Origin of the sequence: Psychrobacter sp., assembly GCF_036731945.1 — a bacterium.
Taxonomy (GTDB): domain Bacteria; phylum Pseudomonadota; class Gammaproteobacteria; order Pseudomonadales; family Moraxellaceae; genus Psychrobacter.
This window is the reverse complement of sequence record NZ_DAINDI010000080.1, coordinates 7,980-11,337: the sequence shown is the minus strand read 5'-3', so window position 1 is coordinate 11,337 and position 3,358 is coordinate 7,980. Positions and strand designations below refer to the sequence as shown.

5 protein-coding genes are annotated in these 3,358 nt (G+C 42.3%); 4 read left to right on the top strand and 1 reads right to left on the bottom strand.

Annotation, left to right across the window (positions count from 1 at the left end; genetic code table 11):
- From rpsK to rplQ, 4 genes are all read left to right on the top strand, one after another.
- Window positions 1-250 (top strand): 30S ribosomal protein S11 (gene rpsK, locus V7D75_RS12980; protein WP_333614887.1); only part of this gene is annotated, 250 nt, incomplete at its 5' end.
- A 48-nt stretch (window positions 251-298) separates the two neighbouring features.
- A complete protein-coding gene (gene rpsD, locus V7D75_RS12975) occupies window positions 299-940 on the top strand; it encodes a 30S ribosomal protein S4 (RefSeq protein WP_068408447.1) in 642 nt (213 codons plus the stop codon).
- A gap of 81 nt (window positions 941-1,021) precedes the next feature.
- Window positions 1,022-2,029: a DNA-directed RNA polymerase subunit alpha gene (locus V7D75_RS12970; RefSeq protein WP_068408445.1), complete on the top strand. Its 1,008-nt coding sequence runs from the start codon at window positions 1,022-1,024 to the stop codon at window positions 2,027-2,029.
- Between the two features lie 19 nt (window positions 2,030-2,048).
- Entirely contained in the window at window positions 2,049-2,408 is a 360-nt protein-coding gene (gene rplQ / locus V7D75_RS12965) for a 50S ribosomal protein L17 (protein WP_068408443.1), read from the top strand.
- A 79-nt stretch (window positions 2,409-2,487) separates the two neighbouring features.
- Here rplQ and V7D75_RS12960 read toward each other — a convergent pair whose 3' ends face one another.
- Window positions 2,488-3,108, bottom strand: coding sequence for an L-threonylcarbamoyladenylate synthase (locus V7D75_RS12960; protein WP_333614886.1), 621 nt, complete (start codon window positions 3,106-3,108; stop codon window positions 2,488-2,490).
- Between the last annotated feature and the right edge of the window lie 250 nt (window positions 3,109-3,358).

Genomic DNA, 3,358 nt, shown 5'->3' with positions numbered 1-3,358 from the left:
AGGTGGACAAGGCTTCCGTGGTTCACGTAAATCTACACCATTTGCCGCTCAGGTTGCAGCTGAAGTCGCTGGTAAAGCGGCTCAAGAATATGGTGTTAAGAATATCGACGTTTTGGTCAAAGGACCAGGACCGGGTCGTGAGTCTGCGGTAAGAGCACTTGGTGCATTGGGTTATAAAGTTAACAGCATCTCTGATGTAACCCCAATCCCACACAATGGTTGCCGTGCGCCGAAAAAGCGCCGCGTCTAATATTAAAGACGAAGCTTTTTATCATAAGAGCTTATAGGAGACATAACAATGGCCCGTTATATTGGACCAAAACTCAAATTATCACGTCGTGAAGGTACAGACTTAGGCCTTAAGTCTGGTGTTAAACCATATGACGTAAAAACGAAAAAAGCTGCTCGTCCACCTGGTCAACATGGTGTCAGTCGTAATAAGAGCTCAGAATACTCTTTACAGTTACGTGAAAAACAAAAAGTTAAGCGTATCTACGGTGTACTAGAGCGCCAGTTTGCTAACTACTATAAAGAAGCTGCTCGTAAGCGCGGTGCTACTGGTGAAAACCTACTAGCGATGCTTGAGAGTCGCCTCGATAACGTCGTTTATCGCATGGGCTTTGGCTCAACCCGCGCTGAAGCACGTCAGCTCGTTAGCCATCGCACTGTGATGGTTAAAAAAGCTGGTCGTGATGAGTTTGTTCGTGTGAACATTCCATCAATTCAGTTGCAAGATGGTGATGTCGTCGCTATCCGTGAGAAGTCTCGCGAACAACTACGTATTAAAAACGCTATTGAACTAGCGACACAACGTGGTATTCCAGAATGGCTAGATGTTGACCACAGCAAACTACAAGGCACGTTTAAACAAGCGCCTGATCGCATTGATCTGCCTGCTGAAATCAATGAAAGCTTGATCGTTGAGCTATACTCTAAGTAAGTAACGTACTGCTCGATGTTATAACAATAGCATTGAGCAATTGACGTTAATTAAACCAGTTTAATAAATCGAGGTGACATCATGATGCTAAGTGCAACTGAGTTTCTAACGCCGAACGCCATTAACGTGGATACGGTTAATGAAACGATTGCGAAAGTCACGCTCGAACCGTTAGAACGCGGCTTTGGGCATACTTTAGGTAATGCCTTACGTCGCATCTTGTTATCTTCATTACCTGGTGCTGCAGTCATTGAAGCTGAGATTGATGGTGTTGACCATGAATATTCAACGCTTGAAGGACTACAAGAAGACGTGCTTGACTTGCTTTTGAACTTAAAAGGCTTGGCAATCACCCTTCATGACCAAAATGAAGTATTCTTGACCTTGGATAAACAAGGTCCAGGCACTATTACTGCTGCAGACATCACGTTGCCGCATAATGTCGATATTATCAATCCAGAATTGGTATTGGGTACATTAAGCGACCGTGGCCATCTTAAGATGCGTTTGCGTGTGGTAATGGGTCGTGGATATGAGCCAGCAAACCAGCGCCGTGAAGATGGTGACACTAAAGCGATTGGACGCTTAAAGCTTGATGCAAGTTTTAGTCCAGTACTGCGTGTTGCTTATCAGGTTGAGAACGCACGTGTAGAACAACGTACCGATCTTGATCGTCTTATCATTGAGCTTGAAACTAATGGCACTATCGATCCAGAAGAAGCAATTCGTAAAGCAGCCACTATTTTACAACAACAGATTTCTATCTTTGTTGACCTAGAAGCTGAAGAAGCGCCTGAGCCTGTGAAAGAAAAAGAAGAGGTTGATCCGGTGCTATTACGCCCTGTGGACGATCTTGAACTAACGGTTCGCTCAGCCAACTGCTTGAAAGCTGAAAACATTTACTATATCGGTGATTTGGTACAGCGTTCAGAGACTGAACTACTAAAAACCCCAAATCTTGGTAAGAAATCATTGACCGAAATCAAAGACGTATTAGCGTCTAAAGATTTAGAGCTCGGTATGCGCCTAGACAATTGGCCACCAGCTGACCTTCGTGTCGATGATCGCTTTTCTTATCGTAGCCGTTAAACTTTAAGGATTTTTGACTATGCGCCATCGTAAGAGTGGAGTCAAGCTGGGTCGTACCGGCAGTCATCGTAAGGCAATGTTTCAGAACATGACCAACTCATTATTTGAGCATGAACTGATCAAAACAACTTTACCAAAAGCAAAAGAATTGCGCCGTGTTGCTGAGCCATTAATCACTTTGGCTAAAGAAGACAGCGTTGCTAATCGCCGTTTGGCATTTAGCCGTATGCGTAGCAAAACTATGGTAGGCAAATTATTTGGCACGTTAGGTCCTCGTTACCAAACTCGTCCAGGTGGTTATTTGCGTATCGTAAAATGCGGTTACCGTGATGGTGACAATGCGCCAATGGCTTATGTAGAATTGGTTGATCGTGACTAATTTTATACGCTCATTGTATAATAAAAAAAGCTCCAATAATTTGGAGCTTTTTTTATGCTTTTTATTTATTAAAATTTTTTTATGGTATGAGTGAGCTGACGTCAGCAGCACCTTGTCTGATGATTTCGGGCTGATTACTGGTCATATCGACGATGGTGGTTAGTTTGGTGGTTTTGATACCAGCATTAATAAGACCATCTATTTGATTACCTAGCAAGTCTTCAATTTCAAAGGGATCGTCCAATATCTCCTCGCGGTTTGGCAATATGAGTGAACTGGTCAATATAGGCTCGTCCATCGCTGCTAGCAATGCTTGCGCAATGGGGTTGCTTGGCACACGAATACCAATAGTTTTTTTCTTAGGATGCGCCAACTTCTTAGGTACATCTTTGGTGGCGTTTAAAATAAAGGTAATCGGTGACGGCGTATGCGCTTTTAACTGTTTAAATTGAACATTGTCTACCGTGGCATAGTTGGCAATTTCACTTAAATCGCGACATAACAAGGTAAATTGGTGCTTATCATCAAGCTCTCGGATATGTTTAAGCTTTTCTAGCGCGTCTTTAGCGCCTAAGCGGCAGCCAAACGCATAACTGGTATCGGTAGGATAGATAAGTAATTGATCATTACGTAATAAATCTGCTGCTTGTTCGATAAGCCGCGGTTGTGGGTTGTCCGGATGAATGTAAAATACTTGCATAGTTTTTCCTTATTTTATAATTATAGAGTGTTTCATAGGCGGTTTTTAAAAAATGAAATTGTTTTATTTTTTAGCGTATCTCTCTCACTGCATCAAAAGACAGCGCTACTACTCAATCAGTATAACGCAAAGTAAATATAATTTTATTAGCAAGGCGTTACGGTGAGTAGGGAAACGTTAATACTATAGTTGTGGACCGCTTTCGATAGGAAATACATATCTAGAGAGAATTTTTTCATCGCTAATTAGC